Here is a 20,101-nt window from a genome sequence, read left to right as displayed (position 1 = left end):
GATCTCAAGGAAAGAGTCGGTGTGGTCCGAGAGGTGCTCGGGCAGGAGGTGGCCCTCGAAGTACTCGGCGCGCAGGCCTGCAGGCAGCTGCGCTGGCTCGGCTTTGGCGAGTTCAAGCTGGCAAGCCTGCTCCACGATGCCGAGTACAAAGCCGTGGCCTGTGAAAGCGGCGGCGCGGGGGTCGTCGTCAAGCCCGCCTATAGCAAAGTCAACATCCAATGTAATGGTGGTGCGGCCGTGCTGTGCCATGAGCTCCGCGGCCGCATCCAAGAGCGCATCGAGAACTTCTTCGCTGTAGTCATCGACGAAGATGGGGGCCAAATAGGCCAGCGTGGTCTCACCCGTCAGCGGCATGTTTACTCGCAGGAACCCGCGCGCACCGAGGTCGGTCTCATCCTCCTGGGCGCGCAGCTGGCCTTCCTGCTCGCAGGCGGCGAGCAGGAAGGAAAGGCGCTGGGAACTTGGACGCAAACTATTGAGCAAGCTGTCCATGGACTCGCAGAAATCATCGTTGCCTGCGAGGTATTTAAGCAATGCGCTGTCCGCCTCGTGGCATACACGCAGCGTCAGGGAAGGGGAATCGTTGTTTTCCAAGTGGGGTGGGGCTATCTGAATGACGTGCATGGCAGCTTCTGCTTTCGGCGAGTGTTTTCCATCTAATTGTGATTTAGATTTCTTGAGCAATAAAAGCCCATTGTAGGAAATTTTCGGTTACCTCTGAGGGCTAAAAGTTGCAGCGCGGGCCATTAAAAACTGGCATGCTTGAAGGCATGACTCAAGGAAAGCTTATTCTTCTTCGACACGGACAATCCCAGTGGAACGAATCCAACCAGTTCACCGGTTGGGTCGACGTGGACCTCACCGCAAAGGGCGAGGCAGAAGCAAAGCGCGGCGGCGAGCTGCTGAAGGAAAAGGGCCTGCTGCCGGAGGTTCTCTACACCTCACTGCTGCGCCGTGCTATCCGCACCGCAAACATTGCGCTTAACGCGGCAGACCGCCACTGGATCCCGGTCGTGCGCGATTGGCGTCTCAACGAGCGCCACTACGGCGCTCTGCAGGGCCTGAACAAGGCAGAGACTAAAGACAAGTACGGCGAAGAGCAGTTCATGGCATGGCGCCGTTCCTACGGCACCCCGCCGCCAGAGCTGGAAGACTCCTCCGAGTACTCCCAGAGCAACGACCCGCGCTACGGGGACCTGGAGCAGGTCCCGCGCACCGAATGCCTGAAGGACGTCGTCGAGCGCCTCGTTCCATACTTTGAGGAGGAGATCCTCCCACGCGCCAAGAAGGGCGAGGTCGTTCTCATCGCCGCACACGGCAACTCCCTGCGTGCGCTGGTCAAGCACCTGGACAACATCTCTGACGAGGACATCGCTGGCCTGAATATTCCTACGGGTATTCCGCTGGTCTACGAGATCGCGGAAGACGGCAGCGTCCAGAACCCAGGCGGCACCTACCTGGATCCGGAAGCTGCTGCTGCCGGCGCCGCAGCTGTTGCGGCGCAGGGCGGCAAGTAAGGGCTAAAGAAGTACTGCGTACAATTCCCCGGGGGTCTATACTCCCTGGGGGTTGTTTTGTTTTAACTGGTAATAGATACGTGGAATTATTTTTAGCTTTTCTAGCCGGCGTGGTGGTTTGCGCCTTCGCTCTACCGGTGATCTCTTGGGTGCGCGGGCGCATCGAGCGTTTCCGCAAATCTAATGATGCTGATTCCAACAGAGTCACTACCGTGAGCCAGGTTTTGCACTTGGCTATCCAAGGCGCGCCGACAGGCATCACGGTTCTCTCGCGCTCGAAGGAGGTCATCCTTTCTAATCCTTCAGCCCATGAGATGTCTTTGGTCCATGATCGCACTGTTAATCCGGATATCTGGAAGGTCGCGGAGGAGGTCTTCGCGGACAAGGAAACGCGCTCGCTTGACCTTTCCATTCCGAAGCGCCGTACCGGTAACCGAGTGACTCAGGTGCTGGCGGTGGTTAAGCCGCTGACGCTTAACGACGACCGCTTCGTCATCGTCTACGGCACCGACGAATCGGAGTCTGTGCGCATGGAAGCCGCTCGCCGCGACTTTGTGGCGAATGTCTCCCACGAGCTTAAGACCCCTGTCGGCGGCATCGCATTGCTGGCGGAGGCTCTGCTCAATGACCCGGCTGACGTTGAAACCGTGGAATACTTCGGTGGCAAACTACAAAAAGAAGCCAACCGCATGGCGGATATGGTCAACGAGCTGATCGCGCTTTCCAAGCTTCAAGGTGCGGAGGCGCTGCCGGAGATGGAGCCGCTAAATCTTGATGAATTGGTGGATGAAGCAATCTCCCGCAATCAGCTGGCAGCCGATTCACATCAGAATGAACTTACCCGCGGCAAGCCGGTGGGAGTGCAGGTCAAGGGCGATAAGGCGCTGCTTATCACCGCTATTTCCAACCTCATCTCCAATGCAATCCATTACTCGCCGGATGAGATGCCGGTGTCGGTGACCCTCAAGATCGTCGGTACCGATATCGTGCTCGTGCGCGTGACTGACCGCGGAATCGGTATCGCCCCGGAGGACCAAAAGCGAGTCTTCGAGCGCTTCTTCCGCGTGGATAAAGCTCGCTCGCGCCAGACCGGTGGCACGGGTCTGGGACTGGCTATCGTTAAGCACGTTGTGGCCAACCACGGTGGCAACATCAAGCTGTGGTCGCGGCCGGGCACGGGCTCGACCTTCACGATCGAGCTACCTATTTACAAAGACGAAACTGCAGCGGATAACGTAGAGAATCAGGATAATGAAGTAGATGGTGCCGTCAGCTCAGCTGCGCCTGGGCTTCCTCGTGCCGTCGCTCGCGTAGCCGCACGTCGAAAGGACAAAGCACAATGACCAACATCCTCATCGTTGAAGATGAAGAGTCGCTGGCCGATCCACTAGCGTTCCTTCTGCGCAAGGAGGGCTTTGACGTCATCCTCGCACCGGATGGTCCGACCGCCCTCGAGGAGTTTGCGAAGAACTCCGTCGACATCGTTCTTCTGGATCTCATGCTGCCGGGAATGTCCGGCACCGATGTGTGCAAGCAGCTGCGTTCGACGTCCTCGGTTCCAGTCATCATGGTCACGGCGCGTGACTCGGAGATTGATAAGGTCGTCGGCCTCGAGCTGGGTGCGGACGATTATGTGACCAAGCCTTATTCTTCCCGTGAGCTGATTGCGCGTATTCGCGCGGTTCTGCGCCGCGGCCAAGACTCTGCTTCTGAGGCTCCGCAGGAGGAGTTCGACGAGCAGATTCTTGAGGGCGGTCGCGTACGCATGGACGTTGAGCGTCACACCGTCACTGTCGACGGCGAGGCAGTCTCGATGCCGCTGAAGGAATTCGACCTGCTGGAGTACCTGCTGCGTAATGCAGGACGCGTTCTTACCCGCGGCCAGCTGATTGATCGTATTTGGGGCGCTGACTATGTGGGCGATACCAAGACCCTAGACGTGCACGTCAAGCGCCTGCGCTCGAAGATCGAGGCGGAGCCTTCCCGCCCGCAGCACCTGGTGACGGTGCGCGGTCTGGGCTACAAGTTCGATCTTTAATAGGCGCCTTAGTAAGCGTTGGCCTTCACGCTGGCCGGGTGCCGCGTGAGGTTAACGCCAGCCTTGGCTGCTTCGGCTCGTGCGGGGCAGGGAGCAGCCAGGATTTCGTAGCATTCCTCGCCCATAAGGGCAATGAGCTCGGTTTTCTGAGAGAGCCACATGGGGTCCGGCGAGGTATGGCAGGACGCATCAGCGGAGCAATACCAATCGAAGTCTTCTCCGCCGTCGCCCCAACCGCGGCGATCGTATTCGCCGATGGTGGTGCGCAGAATTTCCTGGCCGTCTGGGCGCTCTTCATATTCCTCATGGCGGCGCAGCGGCAGCTGCCAGCACACTTCCGGCTTGACCACGGTCAGCTCTTCGCCTTCTGCCATTGCCCACTGATGCAGTGCGCAGCCCGCGCCGGTGGCCCAACCCGCGCGGTTGGCAAAGATGCAGGCGCCATCGACGATAGGCGTTTTAAGTGCTGGCTCTGGTTCCCCGTCGTCCCCGTCGAGCTCGTCCCATACGAGCCAGGGTTCTAGCTCGGTGGGGTCTTCGGCGGAAAGGTATTTATCTACCCCAGCTGGGCGTAGCTGCCAGTACTTGTCTGGCATGCGCTCGACGGCGTCGTAAAGCTGCTCCCGATCCGTTTCATCAGCCATGTACGCGCCATGGACGCAACATCCGACGTCGGGTTGGCTGGCATCGATGCCGTGGCAAGCCGCGGTGCCGAACTGACACGTGTAGTGCGATTCGACCCACGTGAGATCGATTGAAAAGACATGGTGGGGGTCCGCCGGATTGGTGAATTCGAACCATTCCCGTGGGAAATCGGGTGCCTCCTCGCGGCCTGCAAGGATCGAGGAGGCAGCGGGGGAAGAGCTGGGAAAACCGAGATAAACCGTGTGAGAATCTGGGTTATTTTTTGAGCTAGATTTCGGGCGATTCACACCTAACCACGGTAGACCTACTACTCTAGGAGTGTGCGATTAGGTGTATTAGACGTCGGAAGCAACACTGTTCACCTCGTTGCGGTTGACGCCGCTACGGGTGGACGCCCGACTCCGATGAGCGATTGGAAGACTCCGCTGCGTCTTGTGGAGCAGTTGGATAAGGACGGCAACATCCACGAAAAAGGCTTGAAGAAGCTGATTTCGGCGGTTGCTGAAGCAAACGAGCTGGGGCAAAAGTTGGGCTGTCATGAGTTCATTGCTTTTGCTACCTCGGCAGTGCGTTCTGCCCCGAACTCTGAGTACGTGCTTGATCAGGTGGAAAAGCAGACGGGTGTACGTCTGGAGATCCTCTCTGGCGAGGAAGAAGCACGTCTGACGTTCCTGGCCGTGCGCCGCTGGTACGGCTGGGCTGCAGGTCGCATCACCAACTTGGACATCGGCGGTGGCTCGTTGGAGCTTTCCACCGGTACTGATGAGCATCCCGACTTGGCATTTTCTCTGGACCTAGGCGCGGGCCGCTTGACCCACAATTGGTTCGACACCGATCCGCCTGAGAAGGCCAAGGTCAATATGCTCCGCGACTACATTGATGCGGAATTGGTACCAGTGACCGATCAGATGCGTGCAATGGGTACCGCGGGGCTTGCTGTGGGTACCTCAAAAACCTTCCGTACGCTGGCGCGACTTACCGGTGCCGCACCGTCTTCTGCGGGCCCTTATGTAAAGCGTACGCTGACCGCACCGGGCCTTCGTCAGCTCATCTCATTCATCTCCCGCATGACCGCAGCAGACAGAGCAGACCTCGAAGGGGTAAGTTCTAACCGATCGCATCAAATCGTCGCTGGCGCATTGGTGGCTGAGGCAAGCATGCGTGCCTTGGGTATCGAGAAGCTGGAGATCTGCCCTTGGGCACTCCGCGAAGGCGTAATTCTGCGACGAACCGATAAGGGACTGGAATAGGAAATAAACGTGGCTGACGAAAAACAGTTGACAGTAGCGGAGCTCCTCGCCCGTAACTCGAAGGAGCGCGCTGGTGCTGATTCTGAGGGCGGTTCACGCCGTCGCCGCCGCCGTAGTTTGGAAGACGGTGGCGTCTCGGTTGCCGAGCTCACCGGCAACCTGGAAAAAGTAAAGGCAACTCCGGCCGAGTCGAAGCACTCGAATGTCTCCATCGACGAAACCGCTCCAGTCATCCCTGCCCCAAAGCAGGAGCAGGATGAAAAGCAGGCCGCGGACAAGGCTTCCCAGCCTTCTACCGATGACACCCGCGTTATCAAGCGCGTAACGGACAAGCCTGAGGCAAAGCAGGACGCTGAAGATGCTAAGCCTGCGCAGGCTGATTCCAAGGACGACAGCAAGGCTCCTAAGGCTGCTGCGGCAACCACTGCGGCTGCTGGTACCACTGCGGCGGGCGCTGGCGCGGAAATGGGCAACAGCGTTCCGGTAAAGGCGCAGGAGAAGGACTTGCTTGAGACTGAGTCTGATGCGGATTACGAGGAAGATGATGAGAAGCTCAATCCGTTCTCTGTTTTGCTGCTTGCTCTCGTAGGAATCGTGCTCGGCGCAATCGTCTTCAAGGGCTTCGAGATTCTCTGGGATAGCTTCTCCCGCTCCATCGTTGCCATCTTGGCCGTTGCTGTAACCGCTCTCATGGTTGCTCTGGTGCACGTGCTGCGTACCAATCGTGATGGCGCCTCGATGGCGCTGGCTGCCTTCGTTGGTCTCGTACTGACCTTCGGCCCGCTGCTCATCGTTATGTAGGCGAAAATTCATCGCACCTTATAAAGCGCACCGCTTAGCTCTTAAAGCAGGCGGTGCGCTTTTGTATATCGACAGCGAGGAGACTAAGCCCAAGGTGTAAAGGAGCGGGTAACAAGGTGGCCTGGCCGCAGGCTTTCTGGCACTGTGGTTGGCATGGCAAAAATTGCAGTACTTGGTGGAGGACAAATCGGTGAGGCCCTCGTTTCGGGCCTCGTGAACGCTGGCTATGACGGTGCGGACATCGTCGTGACTAACCGCAGCGAGGATCGTCGCGCGCATATGGAAAAGACCTACGGCGTTAAGACCTTGAGCGATAACAGGGCGGCTGTGAAGGATGCAGACTTCGTCTTTGGCTGCGTGAAGCCTTATGCCATTGAAGAGGTCTTCGCAGAAGCAGAGATTCCTACAAGCGCTGTCGCAGTGTCCCTGGCTGCTGGCATCCAGTTAGAAAAGCTGGAGGCCGCTGCCGGTGACGGAGTGCCGGTTGTGCGCGTTATGCCGAATACGCCGATGTTGGTGGGCAAGGGCATGAGCACGGCTACCGCGGGCACCCACGTCAGTGAGGAGCAATTCGACGGCGTTGTGGAGCTTCTGGGTGCCGTCGGTGAAGTAGCAGTCGTTGCTGAAAAGGACATCGATGCAGCCGCAGCGTTGGCGGGTTCCGCGCCGGCTTATTTCTTCCTTGTTGTTGAGGCGCTTGTCGACGCCGGCGTGCAGCTGGGTCTTACCCGTGACGTTGCGACGAAGCTGGCCACCCAGACGGCTTCTGGTGCCGGTGCCATGCTCGTCGAGTCCGGCCGTGAGCCGCTCGCGTTGCGTGCTGGCGTTACCTCCCCAGGCGGCACGACTGCGGCAGCAGTGCGCGAGTTGGAGGAGTCCGGCTTGCGTGGCGCGTTCTACCGCGCGGCAGAAGCATGCGCACAGCGTGCCAAGGAGCTTGGCTAAAGGCTTCCTAGCAGCACGGGTGTCCCCAATGTGGACCAAAAATCAGAGCGGCCGATCCTCGTGTGACACCAGTTGCGCGGGGAGTTTGGCGAGAGCTGGGGGACACCTGGGAAAAAATTTGGCTCTTGGGTCGCATTAGTCACAGGTTTCACGATAGGCTGGTACGAGCACGTGCGTGAAAGAAATGTGGGAGGGGAAGCCTACAGCGCGTCACGGGCTGAAGGGTTAGATAAACTATGGCTAATGAAGATAAGGGAACCTTTTTGACCATCGCCGAGGTCGCAGAAATCATGCGAGTCTCCAAGATGACTGTCTACCGTTTGGTTCACGCAGGCGAAATGCCGGCAGTTCGCGTTGGACGCTCTTTCCGCGTTCACGAGTCTGCGGTTAACGAGTACCTCGAGGCTTCCGTTTACGGAGCTTAAAATACTCGCGCCTTCGACAGTGTCCACCTCTGCTGACCAGCTTGGTCTGCGGTGGTGGGCACTGTCTTTTTTGGTACGTAGGCCCCGACTGGGTAAGATAGTCACCATTCGTGCCAGCGGTCCTGCGTCTTCCACGCCTTGTTCGCAAAGCGTGGGGTTGCTGAGAAGTGCACCTTAGCGGCCATTTCCAGGCTGTGGCTGGCAGGTTTAGTACGTACTGATCTCGAAAGTGAGGAAACCTACTATGGGTTCTGTCATCAAGAAGCGCCGTAAGCGCATGTCCAAGAAGAAGCCCCGCAAGATGCTGCGCCGCGCCCGCGTTCAGCGTCGTAAGCTTGGCAAGTAAACATTTAGGCCTCGGTTTCCCGAAAGGGAGCCGGGGCCTTTTTGTCGCAAAGGCGCTACTTTCTTATCCAGCGCCAGCCGCCATAAGAGAAGGCTGCGGTGGCCAGGGCAGGAAGGCCGTAGGCGCGCACGGCTTTGCGCACAGACCGGTAGTCGCGGATGAGCCAGCCGTTGTCTTCGGCGACGTCGCGTAGCTTGGAGTCGGGGTTAATCGCTACGGCGGTGCCAACCATCGACAACATTGGTACGTCGTTGACGGAGTCCGAGTAGGCGGTGCAGCGCTCTAGGTCGAGGCCTTCAATGGTGGCCAGTGCCGCGACGGCATGGGTCTTGCCAGGGCCGTGCAGGATATCACCCAGCAGGCGGCCGGTGAACTTGCCGTCTTTTACCTCAGGCACGGTGCCGAGCGCACCAGTGAAGCCAAAACGCTTTGCCAGCACCTGGGCCAGCTGTACCGGGGTCGCGGTTACTAGCCAGACCTGCTGGCCCGCGGCCACGTGCAGCTGCGCCAGCTGATTGGTTCCCGGATATGCACGGCGGGCCAGGGAAGCATCGACGATTTCCTCGCACAGTGCCACCATGTCTTCTACCGAGCGGCCTTTGACAAAGTCCAAGGCCTGCACGCGGCCAGCGGCGACATCGTCGGCATTTTCACTGCCCGAGACGCGGTACTTCAACTGCTTCCACGCAATGGGCAGGATTTCCCGGAGCTTGAAGTAGCGCTTGCGGTAGAGCCCAAAGGCGAAAGCAACCAGGGAAGAGCCCTGAATCAGCGTGTTGTCCACGTCGAAGAAGGCCGCGGCCCCGGCGTCTTGTGGGACATCCGGATCCGGCTGGGTGATCTTCTTCGCGCCGGCGGACTCAAAAGAACCCTGCACGGAATCCACGCCCGAGTGATAGGACTCTAGGTCGAGGCCGAAAATGCTATCCACCGCAGCGCGTGCAGCAGCCTCACCAGCGGTCTTTTGTGCGTCGTCGTCAAGCGGCGCTAATGCTTGGTTCTCAAGAAAATTGCGTAGATTTCCCCGGCTGGCGGTCCAATTCGCGAGGAAGTCGCGGGGAGAATCGGGCATTCCGGGGGGGGGGGGGGGCGCAGAGGACACGGGTACGCATGCAGCTTTCGACGGGGAGGCGGACTATCGTGTCCATAGTAAACCTTTCGACCAATGGCGTCTTTTTATAAAGCGCCAAAGTCAGGAGCAAATAGGGATATGTCGCGCCGTGTCGTAGAGTTGATGGTTCGTACTACCTGCGGTTCTTGCGCTAGGGTACGGGAGCAAATTGCCCCAGTAGTAGAAGCCGCCGGAGCGGATTTTTATATCCGCAACGTTGATGAAGACCAAGAATTGGCAATGGAATACGGCGACCGTGTGCCCGTTGTAGTCATTGACGGAGAAGAGTTCTCCTGCTGGGAAGTAGACAACGAAGAGCTCGCAGCCGAGCTTGCGGCTAGCCCTAATTAGTCCTAATTAGCCCCTAATTAGCACAGCCTTAGTTCGGCAAAAGCCGGATAAACTATTAGGCTTTTGGTTGATTTATGTCAATCAAAGGGTTGATCTGAAAGTGGAGGATTGTGCATGAGTGTGCTCGTCGTGGGCATGTCCCACCAGTCGGCACCAGTAGCGCTGCTGGAGAAACTAAGCATGGATGACGCGGTGCAAAACACCGCTTGCGGGGAGCTGGTTTCTGCACAATCTCTTTCCGAGGCCATGATCATCTCCACGTGTAACCGAATGGAGGTCTACACGGTCACCAATTCCTTCCACACCGGTGTCCAGGACGTGGTGCACGTGCTGGCTGAGGTTTCCGGGGTTCCGGAGGAGGACCTGCGCCGCTACCTGTACGTGCGCTACGCCGATGCCGCGGCCGAGCACCTGATGACGGTGACCTCCGGTCTTGATTCCATGGTCATGGGCGAGCAACAAATCATCGGCCAGGTGCGTGCGGCTTATCAATCGGCCTCGGACCAGGGCACGGTCGGCGCACGACTGCACGCTTTGGCGCAGTCCGCACTGCACACCGGTAAGCGCGTGCACACTGAGACCAACATCGACGAGGCCGGTTCCTCGATGGTTTCCTTTGCCTTTGACCAGGCGCTACAGCGCATGGGGCAGGAGAACCTGCAGGGCCAGCGCGTGCTTATCCTGGGCGCGGGCGCCATGGCTTCTTTGGCCGCCACCCACGCGGGACGATTAGGCGCCCAGCTGGTCATCGCTAACCGCACCCGCGAGCGCGCCGAGCGCCTTGCCTCCCATGCGCATGAGGCGGGCGTGCGCGCTGAGGGCATTGACTTTGGCGAGCGTGCCCCGGCTTTAGGACAGGTAGACATGGCGATTTCTGCCACCGGCGCGCAGAACTTCACCATTACTGAAAGCGACGTCGCCAAGCACGGCGCACAAGGCAAGGCCCTGATGCTCGTCGACCTTTCCCTGCCGCGTGACATCGATGATGCCGCGGCGGACATCGATAACGTTGATCTGGTTAACATCGAGCGCCTGAGCCGCTCGCTCAACGCCGCTGACACCGACATCGCTGCAGGAACGAGCCCGCACGCGCAGGCTCGCCGCATCGTCAACGAGGAGCTTGAATCCTATGCTTCCGCACAGCGCGTGCGCGACGTCGTTCCCGCAGTATCCGCTTTGCGACGCCGCGCTGCCGACCTCGTCGAATGCGAAGTCGCCCGCCTGAACCAAAAGCACCCGGAACTGGATGAAAAGCAGATGGATGATGTCTCCCGTGCCCTCAAACGCGTGGTGGACAAGCTACTGCACGAGCCGACGGTGCGAGCTAAGCAGTTGGCTGCTAACTCCGGATCGGTCAGCCATGAAAGGGCGCTGCAGGAGCTGTTCGGTCTGCAGTTAGAAGGCAGCGGCGTCTCCGTAGACGTCGAGGATCTGCCAGCCTTGAGCGAAGTCAAAAAGAGCCAAGAACAAAGCACTAATTAGAGGAAACTTTTAAAAATATGTTCAAGATCGGTACCCGCGGTTCCAAGCTCGCTACGACGCAGTCCGGCCACGTGCGCGATTGGCTGGCGGCCAAGGGCTTTGCGTCTGAGCTCCACATCGTCACCACTCACGGTGACGTCAACATGGCGCCGGTCGAGCGCATCGGTGTGGGCGTATTTACCCAGGCGCTGCGCGAGGCGCTGTATGCCGGCGAATGCGATATCGCGGTGCACTCCTTCAAGGATCTGCCCACGGCAGCGGACGAACGCTTCCTCCTCGTCGTCCCGGAACGGCAAGACGTGCGCGAGGCGCTCGTGGCGCGCGATGGACTTACCTTGGCGCAGCTGCCGGAGGGCGCGCGCGTGGGTACCTCGGCGCCGCGGCGCATCAGCCAGCTCAAGGCGGTGCGCCCGGACCTGGACATCCAGCCGTTGCGCGGCAACATCGATACCCGCATGGGCAAGGTAACCTCCGGCGAGCTTGATGCCGTGGTGCTGGCCTATGCCGGGTTGGTGCGCGCCGATTATCAGGACCGTGCCACCGAGGTTTTCTCGCCTGCAGACTTCATGCCGGCCCCGGCGCAGGGCGCGCTGGCCATCGAGGCTGTCAAGGATTCTGCGGCTGCCTGTGCCATCGAAACCCTCATTGATGAGGAAGCAACTGCGGCCGCACTGGGCGAGCGCACCGTGCTCTCCCGCTTAGAGGCCGGCTGCACCGCTCCGGTAGCAGCTACCTCCGAGGTGGACGGCGATAAGCTCACCGTTCGTGGCGGCGTATTCGCGCTTGACGGCTCTCGCCAACTTCTGGCCACCGCTTCCGGTTCCCTGAACGATGCTGCGGCACTGGGCAGCGCTGTATCTGAGGAGCTTTTCTCCCGTGGCGCAGCCGAGCTGCTGGGTAACTAATTTTTTGTTTAGGCCTTGATAATTTAAGGTGTATCTAGCACACAATCATTGGCCTCCAATGATTCGGCCCCCCTTAATTTGATCCCAGGACTTCTGGCCTGGGATTTTGGCCGTTAATACGCTGTGAAGAACACCGCCCGCTGGTCGCAGGGTTTTCGCCGCGCACGATCATGTCCGTGCGTGGTGCCTGAGGCCCAAACGTAGAAAAGAACCTTATGAGCAACGCTGTGCCGGACACTCAGTCTGAACTGGGAAAAGTCGTTTTTGTAGGCGCCGGCCCAGGCAATCCTGACCTGTTGACCGTCCGCGCCCGCGAGGTTCTCGAGGCGAACGCAATCGCAATCGTCGATGAAGAGGTTTCCTCCGGAATCCGCGACGTCGTCGCGCGCGCAGTTCCCGTACCGCAGGAGCTTCTCGACGCCGCGGAAGAAGAGTACGCGCGCATCTGTGCGGAGGCCAAGGAGGCTGGCGCGCGCCGCAAGCCGCCGCGTCCTGCTCCGCCAACGGCAGCGGTATTTTATGCGCCGCAATCTGAAGACATCGTGGCGCAACTGCGCGAAGGCTTGGTAGAAGCCGATGGACTTGACGTCATCCGCCTAGTCAGCGGTAATCCGCTCAATCGCGAGTCCATCAAGGAAGAAATCTCGGCCGTGGCCGCCGAAGGCCTGGAGTTCCAGGTAGTACCCGGCATGTCCCTGCCTTCTACCGTTCCTTCCTTCGCTGGTCTGGCTTTGGGCGCTACTTATACCGAGGCGGATATTACTGAAGGCGCTGATTGGGATGCGCTGGCAAGCGCTACCCAGCCGCTGGTACTGCAGGCAACCGCCGCCGACCTTTCGGTGATCTCCCGGGAGCTCATCGAGCGCGGCATGTCTGCGGACATTGAGGCTTACGTGACTGTTCACGGCACCACCCGTCTGCAGCGCACGCATGAGACCACCTTGGGAACTTTGGGCAAGCTCGACGCCGAGTTGCCCGGCGACCTCGTGGTGACCTTGGGGCGCAGCTTTGACGATCGTTCCAAGTACTCCTGGTGGGAGAATCGTCCGCTCTATGGCTGGCGGGTGCTGGTGCCACGCACCAAGGAGCAGGCAGCTGCCATGTCCGCGCGCTTGGCCGGCTATGGCGCCATCCCGCAGTCTGTGCCGACTATCTCGGTGGAGCCGCCTCGCAACCCGGCGCAGATGGATCGCGCTATCAAGGGCATCGTGGAAGGCCGCTACAAATGGATCGTGTTTACCTCCGTGAATGCGGTTTCTGCAGTGTGGAACAAGATTGCGGAGCTGGGCCTGGATGCCCGCGACTTCGCCGGCGTTCACTTGGCCGCCGTTGGCACCAAGACCGCCGATGCCATCCGCGCCAAGGGCATGGTCCCGGAGCTGCTGCCGAATAAGCGCAAGCAAAACGCTGAGGGCTTGGTCGAGGTCTTCCCGAACTATGTCGAAGACATCGACGCTGTGGGCCGTGTGCTTTTGCCGCGGGCGGACATTGCGGGCGATGCCCTGGTTACCGGCCTGGAGGAGCTGGGCTGGGACGTTGATGACGTCGTGGCTTATCGCACCGTGCGCGCCGCCCCTCCTTCGGCGGAGATCCGCGACATGATCAAGTCCGGCGGCTTCGACGCCGTGGCCTTTACCTCGGGCTCTACCGTGCGCAACCTAGTCGGCATCGCCGGCAAGCCGCACGCGCGCACCATCATCGCCTGCATCGGCCCTTCCACGAAGGCCGCCGCCGAAGAGCTGGGCCTGCGCGTCGACGTGGTCCCGGAGGTTGCTGAGGTGCCAGCGCTTATCGACGCCCTGGCTGAACACGTTGCCGCCCTGCGCGCTGCGGGCAACCTGCCGGCACCGCGGAAGAAGCGCCGCTCGCGTAAGAAGGCGACCAAGTCTGCTTAAGTCTGCCGCATCCGTCTGGCAGCGGGGCAAGGTTAGTCTGCAACTAAAGTATGAGTAGACTGGCGAGGCAAAGAAAAAGACCTCTAGGGAGAAATATTCATGAGCCTTGTTCGCCGTCCCCGCCGCCTGCGCCAGTCTGCTGCTTTCCGCGAATTGGTCGCGGAGACTTCCGTGCAACCTGCGGATCTGATCCTGCCGATGTTCATCATGGACGGCATCGATAAGCCGCAGGAAATTACTTCCATGCCGGGCGTCTATCAGCACACGCTCGATTCCCTCAAGCGCGCTGCCCATGAAGCACTCGATGCGGGCGTTAAGTGCGTTGACCTCTTTGGCGTTCCGCGGGAGGAAGACAAGGATGCCACCGGCTCCGTTGCCTGGGATCCGGAGGGCATCTTGAACCGCGGTATTGCGGAGCTGCGCCAGGAGTTCGGCGATGACCTTATCGTTATGGCAGATACTTGCCTGGATGAGTTCACTTCGCACGGCCACTGCGGCATGCTCGATGAATCCGGACGCGTACTTAACGATAAGACCGTCAGCCTGTACCAAGACATGGCTCGCTCGCAGGCTCGCGCGGGTGTTCACATGGTTAGCCCTTCCGGCATGATGGATGGCCAGATTGCCGCCATCCGTGAGGCGCTTGACGAAGCCGGCCATGAAGACGTCGCCATCATGGCTTATTCCGCAAAATACGCGTCTGCCTTCTTTGGCCCGTTCCGCGATGCCGTGGGCTCCTCCCTAGAAGGAGATCGCCGCACCTACCAGCAGGATCCGCGCAACTTCCGCGAGTCCCTTTTGGAGATCGACTTGGACATTGAGGAAGGTGCTGACTTCGTCATGGTCAAGCCGGGCCTGCCATACCTCGATGTGCTGGCCGCTGCGGCTGAGCGCTCTAGCGTGCCGGTTGCGGTTTACCAGGTTTCTGGTGAGTACGCGATGATTAAGGCCGCTGCGCAAAATGGCTGGATTGATGGAGAGGCCGTTATGCTGGAGTCCTTGACCGCATTCAAGCGCGCCGGTGCGGATCAGATCCTTACTTACTTCGCCACCGACGCCGCTCGTTTGCTGAAGTAGCCGCTTCTTTCTTTCCGCGGCCACTGGCCAATTTTTCGCGAATATACAGTACATAAGGAATTTTGTGACACTTCCGGCTTCCCCTCAGCCCCCTCAGAATCAGCAGCCTCCACAGCCGCAGCAGGCTCCGAAGGAGCGAACGGAGACTCAAAACCCGCAGCATGCGCCGCAGCACCGTGGGGCGCCGCAGACAGGTAATGCCAAGCCGCCGCAGGCTCCGAAGGAGCGCACGGAGGCCGTAAACCTCATGCTGAAGCTGTGGGCGGGCACGCTGGCTTTGGAGGTCATTCACCAGATTTTGAACCTGGTGATGACGTTGCTGAATCGCTCGGTGCTTTTTGCCCAGGCACGCCAGACGGCGGAGGAAGCCGCGCAGGACTCTGGTCAGAAGGTCTCTGATTCCTTGATTGAGGTAATCGGCTATGGCTCGGTGGCATTTTCCTCCGTGCTCTCGCTGGTTATCATCGTCGTTCTCGCAGTGATGCTGCACTTACTCAATAAGGGCGGCAAAGCCGCGGCAACCGGACGCCGCCTGTGGTTCGCGTTCTCCCTCTTCTTTGCCTTCCGCACGCTCCTCGTCTTCCTCGCCACGCCCGCGGGCAATGAGGCGCCGGACTGGCTGATTGCCGGCGATGGCATCAACCAAATCCTGGTTGGTGTCGGAGCAGTAATGGGCCTTATCTTCTCGCTTAAGGAAGAGACGCTGGATTACACCGGCGAGCTGGAGCAGATGCGCAAGCTGGAGCAAGAGCTGGCGCAGGAACGCCGCGAGAAGGAACGCGAGCGCCGCGAACAGGAGCGCAAAGAGCTGATGGAAAAGCAGCAACAGCAAAAGCAGGATGCGAAGGCTGGCAAGGATGAGCAGGAGCCGCGCCGATGACAAGCATGTTCCCTGGCCAGGGAAGTGGCCAGCCTAAGGGCGACCCATCGCGCCCAGGTCCGGTGGACTACAACCGCGCTGGCCGCAAGCAGGCTGGAAGCAAGCAGTCCGAAGTAGACACCGCGGGTGCCGGCGGCGCGCCGAAGTCGCTGCGCTTTGCCTACTGGGTGCTCGTGATTGCGGCGATCATCATGCTGGTTTCCGGCATGATTGGCATGTTCGGTGACTCTGGCGCGGAAGAAGTCGCTGCCTCAAAGCAGGTTGCTGATTATTTGTCCCGCAACCGCAACTTCGTGGCTATTTCTAACATCGTGTGTGCGCTCGTGATGGCGCTGTGCGCGCCGCAACTGCCGCATGGCTCCAAGTGGTCGCGTCGGATCATCACCATCGCGATTGCCTTTAGCTTGTTTGTCAACATTGCCGCCATGGCCTTGGGCGTGGGCGGGCTCGGCCTAGTGGCCATCCCGGTTGTGCTGGCCGTGGCGTTGTTGTTGCTCTATCGCCCGGATTCGAACCAGTTTATGCGCGAGCGTAATCCGCGCTTCTAGCTCGCGGGCCTGTCCAAGGCAGAGCTAACTAGATTTAAATCCAACTTTTGATTCATAATGAAGACCATGTCACGAACTAGAAACGCCCCTCTCATCGATGCCGCCGCTGGCCGCACGCCGTCCCGTCCGCCCGTGTGGTTCATGCGTCAAGCAGGGCGTTCCCTGCCGGAATACCGCAAGGTTCGGGAGGGCATCGACATGCTCGACTCGTGCTTCATGCCGGAGCTGCTCGCTGAGATCACCCTGCAGCCGGTGCGCCGCCACGACGTTGATGCCGCGATTTTGTTCAGCGATATCGTCGTGCCGCTCAAGGCCGCTGGCGTCGGCGTGGACATCGTGCCTGGCCGCGGGCCAGTGATGGAACAGCCAGTGCGCACCAAAGAGGACGTCGCCAAGCTGCCCATCCTGGACACTGATGTTCCGCAGGTTCGCGATGGCATCGCCATCATCTTGGATGAGCTGACCGAGACCCAGGCGCTTATCGGTTTCGTCGGCGCCCCATTTACCTTGGCCAGCTACCTGGTGGAGGGTGGTCCTTCCAAGAACCACGAGAAGACAAAGGCCCTTATGCATGCGGAGCCGCAGACCTGGCACGCACTGATGGAGCGCCTGACGCCGACCATCATCAACTTCCTGCAACTGCAGATGGAAGCGGGCATCGATGCGATGCAGCTTTTTGATTCCTGGGCGGGCTACCTCAATGAGCGCGACTACCGCGAGTTCGTGCTTCCTTATTCCACGGAGATTTTGAAGGCCGCGGAAGGCCGCATCCCGCGCATCCACTTCGGCGTGGGAACGGGCGAGCTGCTCGGCGCGATGTCGGAGGCTGGCAGTGAGGTCATGGGCGTGGATTACCGCGTGCCCATGGATGCCGCTGCAGGCCGTGTTAACGCCAGCGTGTTGCAGGGCAACCTGGATCCGGCGCTGCTTTTTGCTGGCGACGACGCCATTCGCAGCGCGGTGCGCACCATCAAGGGCGAGGTCGCGGCAGCCCAAGCAGCCGGCGACATCGATACGCATATCTGGAATCTTGGCCACGGAGTTTTGCCAACCACAGGGGCGGAGGCTGTTACCCGCGCCGTCTCTATCATTCACGAGGAGGGCTAATGAAGATCGCGATTATTGGTGCTGGCTTGGCAGGCCTTACAGCAGCGTGGGAGATTGCTTCCCATGACTCTGGGCACAAGGTGGACGTGTATGAGGCTGAGGGCCGCATCGGCGGCAAGCTTTACACGGTTCCGTTTAATGACGGCCCAACAGACATGGGCGCTGAGGCTTTCTTAGCCCGCAACGAAGAGATAGTGGAATTTTTCACCAAGCTGGGCTTGGCGGATTCCTTTGTTTCTCCTTCGGGTCTATCCCCGCTGGTCTACGTCGATTCCAAGCTGCAGTCCCTGCCTTCCGGCGGCATGATGGGCATCCCGTCCTCGTCTGAGTCCATCGCTCCGCTGGTCTCTGCGGAGACCGCGCGCCGTATCGACAACGAAGAGCCTTTCGAGTGGAAAATCGGTGGCGATGTTTCGGTGGGCAAGCTGGTCCGTCAGCAGTTTGGTGACGACGTGGTGGACCACGTGGTCTCCGCCCTTCTGGGTGGCGTCTATTCCTGCACTGCGGATGACTTGGGCCTGCGCGCCACGATCCCGGCGCTGGCCGCTAGCTTGGATAAGCTCGCAGCTGATGGCCCGGTCAAGCTTTCCGACGCCGTCCGCGCAATGGAGCAGGCACGCCCACGCACCCCGGGCAAGGGGGCGCCTTTCCAGACTTTCCGCGGCGGCTACGCTGAGGTTTACGAGGCGCTCGCGGAAAAGTCCGGCGCCGATATTCACCTCGATTCCTTTATCTCCGGCGTGACCCGTGAGTCCGAGGGCTTCCGCGTCAAGGGCGCACCGAACGAGGCCGGCCTTTATGACCGCGTGCTTTTTGCCACCCCGGCGCCCACTACCGCGCGTCTTCTGCCGGCTCTTTCTCCTGCGGCTTCTGCCGCGCTGAAGAAGGTCAAACTGGCCGGTTCTGTGGTCGTCGGCTTCAAGTTCGATTCCGATACCGATCCGAACGGCAACCGCCTGCCGGATAACACCGGCATTTTGGTGGGCACGGATCAAGAGGACGTACACGCTAAAGCGTTTACGCTGTCGTCGCGCAAGTGGCCGCACCTGGCTGAACGCGGCGGCGCGCTGGTGCGTGCTTCCTTCGGCCGTTTCGGCGACGACGCCCTCGTCCGCGCGGAGGAAGACGATCTGGTTGATTACGCCTTGGACGATCTTCAGCACATCACCGGCTTCGATGGCCGCGCCGCCGGCGTTTCCGAGATCTTCACCCAACGCTGGTTCGGCGGCATCCCGCGCTACGACGAGACCCACCTGGACACAGTCGCTGCAGCGCACGCCGCGCTTGCCGACGTCCCCGGCATCGAGGCCACCGGCGCCTGGTCCGGCGGTGTGGGCGTGCCAGCCGTTGTGGCAGATGCACGCGGTGCCGTTGAGCGGCTGCTCGCGTAGTAGAGCAGCCAAGCTCTCACACGCACACAATCGGTACGATGCGGCGGCATGACTCACGTACTTATGGTTCTAAGTGGTGCCCGTGTCTGGACTCTTAAAGACGGCACGGAGCACCCCCACCGGCTTCTGGGCAGAGGAGTTCATCGCTCCTTATGACATCTTTACTGAGGCCGGATATGACACCCCCGTGGCGCCCCCGCGCGGGGTAAAGCCAGTAGTTGATGAAATCTCTTTGAGCATCTCCGGCGGAACCGATCCGCTTTCGGCCAAGAAGCTGAAGTCTCGCCTTGCGGAGCTCTCCGATGTCCTGGAGAACCCGGCTGACCTCCATGACCAGAACGAGGAAGATTATGACCTCGTGTTCTATCCCGGCGGCCATGGCCCGATGGAGGATGAGCTGGTGGCGCGAGGCTTGGACTACGACAAGGGCCTGCTGCCATTTCCCTCGCACGTCGTGGTAGATGGCAATCTCTACACCGGTCAGAACCCGCAATCTTCCAAGAAGCTTGCGAAGACCTTGGTCGACGCGCTCGCGGATTAGGCCATCGTTCCCGCGAATTAGGCCAGTGCCGGTAGGGCGCAGAGGACAACTGTCACTAGCAGGATGAAGGCCATGAATGCCTTCGCCTGCCAAGTGGCGAAGTTGAAGGTAACGCCCACGCCGAAGCGCTTGTCCACGAGGACTGCTGGGTCGTCGGGGTTGTAGTAGAACATTCCCCACTTGTAGTGCTCGTCGTTATCTGGCGATTCCTTGCCCTCGTCAGGGAAGCTGACACCACGCAGGGCGTCGTCAAGCTGGCTCGCCCGGAGAGCGATGAGGACCAAGAGCGCGATGACTCCGAGGATGCTGCAGAGGAGCAGGCCGTAGAATCCTACGGGCAGCCAGTCACTGAATTCGGGGAGTGGACCGGCGATTTGGTCAATAGTGAGGGGGACGCACATAGCCAGCAACAGCAGGCCGATGCCTTCGTTAGAAGCTGCCAGGATTGCATCGTTGCGCAGCTGACCTTTGATGGAGCGGTCGTTGCGGGAGTGCGACGGGAAGGCGGCCATTGCCCAGAAAATTACGGCAAAGAGTGCGATTAATCCGAGGGATACAAAAGTTCCTATAAAGACGCTCGGGACGGACTTGTCGCTCCAGGCGTCGGGCTGCAAGCCGGCACCCCAGTGCGTTGGGATGGTTTCTGGGATGTTGTCCCAGCGCATCGCAACAACGATTGCGCCGACAGCGGTGACGAGTAAGGAGCCGAGCACGCTAATCCATGGAAAGCGCACAGTGGTCTTGAGACCTGCGAGTTGCGATTCCGTAAAGCTGGTGCGAGTGATGCGTGCGGAAATCGCTGTTTCTACCTCGTCGTACCACTTGCCAGCGGCCTTTGCATCGATG

Annotated in this window: 21 protein-coding genes and 1 pseudogene; 18 read left to right on the top strand and 4 right to left on the bottom strand. The window is 59.9% G+C overall.

What is annotated here, in order from left to right; all coding sequences use genetic code 11:
• The coding region (locus HMPREF2724_RS12935; protein WP_168164886.1) for a hypothetical protein at positions 1–624 on the bottom strand (624 nt) is incomplete at its 3' end.
• 146 nt (positions 625–770) lie between these two features.
• Here HMPREF2724_RS12935 and HMPREF2724_RS11855 point away from each other — a divergent pair.
• From HMPREF2724_RS11855 to HMPREF2724_RS11845, 3 genes are all read left to right on the top strand, one after another.
• The gene (locus tag HMPREF2724_RS11855) at positions 771–1,517 is read left to right on the top strand and encodes a phosphoglyceromutase (RefSeq protein ID WP_062039203.1); all 747 of its coding nucleotides are present in this window, start codon (positions 771–773) and stop codon (positions 1,515–1,517) included.
• A gap of 80 nt (positions 1,518–1,597) precedes the next feature.
• Positions 1,598–2,860, top strand: a complete 1,263-nt coding sequence (locus tag HMPREF2724_RS11850) for a sensor histidine kinase (RefSeq protein WP_062036034.1) — start codon at positions 1,598–1,600, stop codon at positions 2,858–2,860.
• Positions 2,857–3,555 (top strand): response regulator transcription factor, encoded by a 699-nt coding sequence (locus HMPREF2724_RS11845; protein ID WP_061920346.1) that lies wholly within the window; start codon positions 2,857–2,859, stop codon positions 3,553–3,555. The genes HMPREF2724_RS11850 and HMPREF2724_RS11845 overlap by 4 nt, the downstream gene beginning before the upstream one ends.
• A gap of 8 nt (positions 3,556–3,563) precedes the next feature.
• On the opposite strand, the gene HMPREF2724_RS11840 is transcribed toward HMPREF2724_RS11845, so the two are convergent.
• Positions 3,564–4,487, bottom strand: a complete 924-nt coding sequence (locus HMPREF2724_RS11840; RefSeq protein ID WP_070588683.1) for a DUF3109 family protein — start codon at positions 4,485–4,487, stop codon at positions 3,564–3,566.
• A 33-nt stretch (positions 4,488–4,520) separates the two neighbouring features.
• Here HMPREF2724_RS11840 and HMPREF2724_RS11835 point away from each other — a divergent pair, with 33 nt between their 5' ends.
• The 5 genes from HMPREF2724_RS11835 (at position 4,521) to HMPREF2724_RS12520 (ending at position 7,967) form a co-directional block, all read left to right on the top strand.
• Positions 4,521–5,450, top strand: coding sequence for a Ppx/GppA family phosphatase (locus HMPREF2724_RS11835; RefSeq protein ID WP_083306144.1), 930 nt, complete (start codon positions 4,521–4,523; stop codon positions 5,448–5,450).
• Between the two features lie 9 nt (positions 5,451–5,459).
• A complete protein-coding gene (locus tag HMPREF2724_RS11830) occupies positions 5,460–6,251 on the top strand; it encodes a Yip1 family protein (protein WP_061920352.1) in 792 nt (263 codons plus the stop codon).
• A gap of 153 nt (positions 6,252–6,404) precedes the next feature.
• On the top strand, positions 6,405–7,196 hold the full coding sequence (gene proC, locus HMPREF2724_RS11825) for a pyrroline-5-carboxylate reductase (protein ID WP_061920354.1): 792 nt from the start codon (positions 6,405–6,407) through the stop codon (positions 7,194–7,196).
• Between the two features lie 236 nt (positions 7,197–7,432).
• Positions 7,433–7,621 carry a helix-turn-helix domain-containing protein gene (locus HMPREF2724_RS11820; RefSeq protein ID WP_005527601.1) on the top strand — a complete coding sequence of 63 codons (189 nt, stop codon included), beginning with the start codon at positions 7,433–7,435 and terminating at the stop codon, positions 7,619–7,621.
• Between the two features lie 244 nt (positions 7,622–7,865).
• Positions 7,866–7,967, top strand: coding sequence for a 30S ribosomal protein bS22 (locus HMPREF2724_RS12520; RefSeq protein ID WP_083306143.1), 102 nt, complete (start codon positions 7,866–7,868; stop codon positions 7,965–7,967).
• Positions 7,968–8,022: 55 nt separating this feature from the next.
• Here the strand turns inward: HMPREF2724_RS12520 and HMPREF2724_RS11815 are convergent, their stop codons facing one another.
• The gene (locus HMPREF2724_RS11815) at positions 8,023–9,039 is read right to left on the bottom strand and encodes an HAD-IB family hydrolase (protein ID WP_061920387.1); all 1,017 of its coding nucleotides are present in this window, start codon (positions 9,037–9,039) and stop codon (positions 8,023–8,025) included.
• 138 nt (positions 9,040–9,177) lie between these two features.
• Here HMPREF2724_RS11815 and HMPREF2724_RS11810 point away from each other — a divergent pair, with 138 nt between their 5' ends.
• The 10 genes and pseudogenes from HMPREF2724_RS11810 (at position 9,178) to HMPREF2724_RS11765 (ending at position 19,255) form a co-directional block, all read left to right on the top strand.
• Positions 9,178–9,429, top strand: a complete 252-nt coding sequence (locus tag HMPREF2724_RS11810; protein WP_061920356.1) for a glutaredoxin family protein — start codon at positions 9,178–9,180, stop codon at positions 9,427–9,429.
• A gap of 114 nt (positions 9,430–9,543) precedes the next feature.
• Positions 9,544–10,911 (top strand): glutamyl-tRNA reductase, encoded by a 1,368-nt coding sequence (locus tag HMPREF2724_RS11805; protein ID WP_070588680.1) that lies wholly within the window; start codon positions 9,544–9,546, stop codon positions 10,909–10,911.
• Positions 10,912–10,928: 17 nt separating this feature from the next.
• Positions 10,929–11,816, top strand: coding sequence for a hydroxymethylbilane synthase (hemC, locus tag HMPREF2724_RS11800; RefSeq protein WP_061920360.1), 888 nt, complete (start codon positions 10,929–10,931; stop codon positions 11,814–11,816).
• A 215-nt stretch (positions 11,817–12,031) separates the two neighbouring features.
• Positions 12,032–13,711, top strand: coding sequence for a bifunctional uroporphyrinogen-III C-methyltransferase/uroporphyrinogen-III synthase (locus tag HMPREF2724_RS11795; protein ID WP_061920362.1), 1,680 nt, complete (start codon positions 12,032–12,034; stop codon positions 13,709–13,711).
• A gap of 99 nt (positions 13,712–13,810) precedes the next feature.
• Positions 13,811–14,788: a porphobilinogen synthase gene (gene hemB / locus HMPREF2724_RS11790; protein ID WP_061920364.1), complete on the top strand. Its 978-nt coding sequence runs from the start codon at positions 13,811–13,813 to the stop codon at positions 14,786–14,788.
• Positions 14,789–14,852: 64 nt separating this feature from the next.
• Complete coding sequence (locus HMPREF2724_RS11785) at positions 14,853–15,668, top strand: MFS transporter (RefSeq protein WP_235590992.1); 816 nt, start codon at positions 14,853–14,855, stop codon at positions 15,666–15,668.
• A complete protein-coding gene (locus HMPREF2724_RS11780; RefSeq protein ID WP_061920366.1) occupies positions 15,665–16,216 on the top strand; it encodes a hypothetical protein in 552 nt (183 codons plus the stop codon). Before HMPREF2724_RS11785 ends, HMPREF2724_RS11780 begins: the two co-directional genes overlap by 4 nt.
• A 66-nt stretch (positions 16,217–16,282) precedes the next feature.
• The gene (hemE, locus tag HMPREF2724_RS11775; protein ID WP_061920368.1) at positions 16,283–17,323 is read left to right on the top strand and encodes a uroporphyrinogen decarboxylase; all 1,041 of its coding nucleotides are present in this window, start codon (positions 16,283–16,285) and stop codon (positions 17,321–17,323) included.
• A complete protein-coding gene (locus tag HMPREF2724_RS11770) occupies positions 17,323–18,714 on the top strand; it encodes a protoporphyrinogen oxidase (protein ID WP_070588679.1) in 1,392 nt (463 codons plus the stop codon). Before hemE ends, HMPREF2724_RS11770 begins: the two co-directional genes overlap by 1 nt.
• A 48-nt stretch (positions 18,715–18,762) precedes the next feature.
• Positions 18,763–19,255: pseudogene (locus tag HMPREF2724_RS11765) on the top strand (type 1 glutamine amidotransferase domain-containing protein).
• 17 nt (positions 19,256–19,272) lie between these two features.
• Here HMPREF2724_RS11765 and HMPREF2724_RS11760 read toward each other — a convergent pair.
• The coding region (locus HMPREF2724_RS11760) for a DUF5808 domain-containing protein (RefSeq protein WP_070588676.1) at positions 19,273–20,101 on the bottom strand (829 nt) is incomplete at its 5' end.

This window comes from Corynebacterium sp. HMSC071F07 (assembly GCF_001810285.1).
Taxonomy (GTDB): domain Bacteria; phylum Actinomycetota; class Actinomycetes; order Mycobacteriales; family Mycobacteriaceae; genus Corynebacterium; species Corynebacterium simulans.
This window is presented reverse-complemented; position numbering and strand designations above follow the sequence as displayed.